General features: G+C 65.8%; 3 protein-coding genes. All 3 read right to left on the reverse strand.

Features of this window, described 5'->3' with window-relative positions:
- Window positions 1–102: 102 nt before the first annotated feature.
- From AC1Q7O_RS27485 to AC1Q7O_RS27495, 3 genes are read right to left on the reverse strand one after another with little or no spacing between them, the layout of a single operon-like run.
- Entirely contained in the window at window positions 103–1,122 is a 1,020-nt protein-coding gene (locus AC1Q7O_RS27485) for a tyrosine-type recombinase/integrase (RefSeq protein ID WP_492662626.1), read from the reverse strand.
- Window positions 1,115–2,116, reverse strand: coding sequence for a tyrosine-type recombinase/integrase (locus tag AC1Q7O_RS27490; protein WP_492662627.1), 1,002 nt, complete (start codon window positions 2,114–2,116; stop codon window positions 1,115–1,117). Before AC1Q7O_RS27490 ends, AC1Q7O_RS27485 begins: the two co-directional genes overlap by 8 nt.
- Window positions 2,113–3,363, reverse strand: coding sequence for a tyrosine-type recombinase/integrase (locus AC1Q7O_RS27495; RefSeq protein WP_492662628.1), 1,251 nt, complete (start codon window positions 3,361–3,363; stop codon window positions 2,113–2,115). Before AC1Q7O_RS27495 ends, AC1Q7O_RS27490 begins: the two co-directional genes overlap by 4 nt.
- Between the last annotated feature and the right edge of the window lie 157 nt (window positions 3,364–3,520).

Consider the following 3,520-nt stretch of genomic DNA (forward strand, 5'->3'; position numbering starts at 1 on the left):
AGCAGCGTTATGCACAGCACGCAGTTATGCACAGTTGGTCCCGCGGCGCGACGGCGCCGCCCTCGCAAGAGGACTGCGATCGCGCTTTGGATCTGCGCATAGTTACAGCGTTTTGAGGAACTTCAGCAGGTCGTCGTCCGCCCGGAACCTACGTGGGACCACGTTGGGATCCTGAAGCCTGGCCAGCGCCTTTTCCTTCATGGCGAGATCGGCCTCGACGTATTGGTGCGTCGTCGCCGGACTCTCGTGCCCGAGCCACAGGGCAATCACGCTGATGTCCACGCCCGACTGCAGAAGGTGCATGGCCGTCGAGTGCCTCAGGCAGTGCGGAGAGATCGTTCTCCCGATCAGGCTCGGTGTCGTGAGCGCTGCGGCCTTGACGGCCAACGCCAGGCGCTGCGTCACGTTGGATCGCGTCATCGCCTGTCCACCGCGGTTGGGCAGCAGCGCCGACGTGGAAGTCAGGTCTGGGTTGAACCTCAGCCAGGCGCGGATCACCTTGACCGTCGAGCGCCAGAGCGGCACCGACCGCTGCTTGCGTCCTTTTCCATGCAGATGCACGCAGGCCGCCGGGGCCAGCACGACGTCGCCCACCTTCACGCCGATCGCCTCCGACACGCGGGCACCTGTGTTGTACAGCAGCGCCAGCATTAACTTGTCTCGCTGGCTCACCCAATCCGCTCCCGGCGCGCTGATCACGGCCAACATCTCCTCGCGTGTCAGGAACTCGAACATCGGCCGCTCGAAGCGCTTCATCGGCACGCCCAGCGCATGCTCGACGACCTGAAGTGCCGTGACGTCTCGGCGAGCCACGAACTTCAGGAACGAGCGCAGCGCGGCCAGTCGCGCATTGCGGCTGCGGACAGTGTTGTGCCGATCGCGTTCCAGATGATCGAGGAACTCCAGGATCAGCGCGGGCGTCAGGTCGGCGAGCAACAGCGTCGTTGGCGTCTTGTGCAGCCGCGCCTGGGCGAAGTCCAGGAACAGCACGAACGCGTCCCGGTAGGCCGCAACAGTCTGTGGGCTCAACGCGCGCTGCTGCGTAAGGTGCTCTGCGAAGAAGGACTGGACCAGCGCCGCGAAGCTCGGCGCGACTGGCTTGCGGTGGTCAGCGCTACTCATCGTCGCACTCCGCGACGCCGGCGAAGCGTTCGAATCGAGCGCCGGCTAGCGCCATCAGCTCTGGCACGCCGCTCAGGTACCAGTACGTGCTGGAGATGTTGATGTGGCCCATGTACGTGGACAGGGCCAGCATGCGTTGGTCGAGGTTCGCTCCCTGCTGATGCCACAAGATCATCCGCCTCACGGCGAAGCTGTGGCGCAGGTCATGCACCCGCGGTTGGCCATGGCCGCCGCGATCAATCCAGCCCAACTGCTCGCGAAGCTGGCAGAACATCCGATGCACCTGCCGGTCTCCCAACGGCTCACCCCGGCGCACGCCGCGCGAGCCGACGAAGAAGGTCATCTGCGGCTTCGGTTGCACGTGCTGGCGGCGCAGGGCTCGGTAGGCGGCCAGAGGACCGATCACGCTGGGGTGCAGCGGCACCATGCGGGACTTGCCGAACTTGGTCTGCTGGATGGTCAGCACGCCGCAGCCCAGGTCCGCATCCGAGTCGGCCAGCTTGAGCGCTTCAGAGACCCGCAGCCCGGCCGATGCGATCAGGCCGAACAGCGTGGCATAGGTGGCGGCACGAAGGCCATCCGAAGGTCCGAGTCGGCGGGCCGCAACGATCAGTGCAGCGATCTCGGCTTCGCTGTAGATGTGCGGCGCCACGCGGCGCGGGATTGGACCGAAGCTGGAGTCGTCGGGCACTTCGACGGCCGGATCGAACTGCTGCAGCCAGCGCATGAAGGGGCGCAGCGTTGCCAGTCGGCGCGCTGCAGTGTCGACATTGGCGTGGCCGTCCACGAGGTATCGAGGCTGCACCTGGCGCGCCCACCGGACCATCACGTCCACCGTCAACGCGCCGTCGTGAACTTCGCCGGCCATGAAGCGAGTGAAGTGGCGCACGGCGAGATCGGAAGAGCTCGGCTTGAACCCGAGGCGCCGACGTTCGGCCAAGTATTGCTCCACCTTCGCGGCGAGGTCGATGCTTGCCGATGACGGGGCGCTCATGATGCGCTCCCGGGCCAAGGCAGAGCGACCTCGGCAAGCAGTTGCAAGTCGAGCTTGGCATAGATCAGCGAGGTGTCCAGCGATCGATGCCGAAGCACATCGGCAACCTCCTTTATCGAACTGCCGCTGTTGACCAGGCGGCAGGCCAGCGTGTGACGCAACGAGTGGCAACTGCGCGAGATGTCGGCACCTCGCAGGGCTCGCCCGATCGACTGGCTCACTGCGTCGACGCCGATGGGCTTGTCGTGTGGCGCCACCCGACGGACGAACAGCGACGGCAGCATGGTTGCAGGTCGTTCGTGTCTCACGTACTCGGACAGCGCTTGCCCGGTGACCGCCGGCAGCGGCAGGACATCTTGACGCTGGGACTTCGTTCGCTTCAAGGTCACCGTGCCGGCTCGCCAGTCGAAGTCGCTGATGTCCAGCTTGGCGATCTCGCCCACGCGCAGTCCGAGATCCAAGGCCAGGCGCACCATGGCCAGCAGGCGCAGCGGTGCCCGCTTGGCTTGGGCGCAGTGCGCTTCGAGACGCTGGACTTCCTCGGTCGTCAGCGCGCGCGGCAGCGATGCCTGGCTCCATCGCACCGGCGAAGAGATGGCGCCGAGCAGGGCATTCACTGCGTCACCGCAGGTCCCGCGGTATCGGAAGTAGGCGCGCAACGCCGCCGTGACCGCGCTGGCATGCGACGCGCTGCTGACCCGCGTGAGCTCGGACGCGATGAAGCCGCGAACGTCTTCCGGCTGCAACTCGCCGACGGCGATGGCCTTGCCGGCGACTTTGCATTGCAGCAGCTGGCTGACGCGCGCGAGCCGATCCTCTCGGGTGCCAATCGCCAGGCCTCGCGCGTCGCGCATGTGGACGTTGTAACGGTGCAGTTCGTCCGCGACGGGGCCGCTGGGTCCTGGCAGTTCCACGATGACATGCTGCTCCCGCAACAAGGCCAGTAGGTGCCCGAGACTGGCGCTCAGTTCGCTGCGTGTGCGCAGAGCCGCGGGATGGCAGTCGCAGCGCGGCAGATGCGAATCCAGGAACTGCCCGACGAGGGCCTCGTCGATCTGCTCGGCCGACAGCTGGCACTTCGTCATCCAGTGGGCAAAGTGCGACCAGCCACGCAAGGCCGCCGCCGAGCTCCCTTCGGCGTACCGCCCTCGCTCCAGCAACGCCTGGAATGCCTCAACGTATGAGGATAGCGGGCCGTCGAGCAACCAAGCCCTGGCCAACGGGTGCATTGAGTGAATCAAGTCCATGGCAATCTCCAGTTGTGAGATCGCCATCCATGCGCCGGCCTGGAACTTATGTCCAGTTCAATGCCACCCTTGCCGGCAGTCCATCCAGGGAGATCGCGGCCTGCGGCCGGATCAAGCCCGCGAACTGTTCATAACTGCGTGCTGTGCATAACGCTGC

Source organism: Roseateles sp. GW823-FHT07B05 (assembly GCF_058794515.1).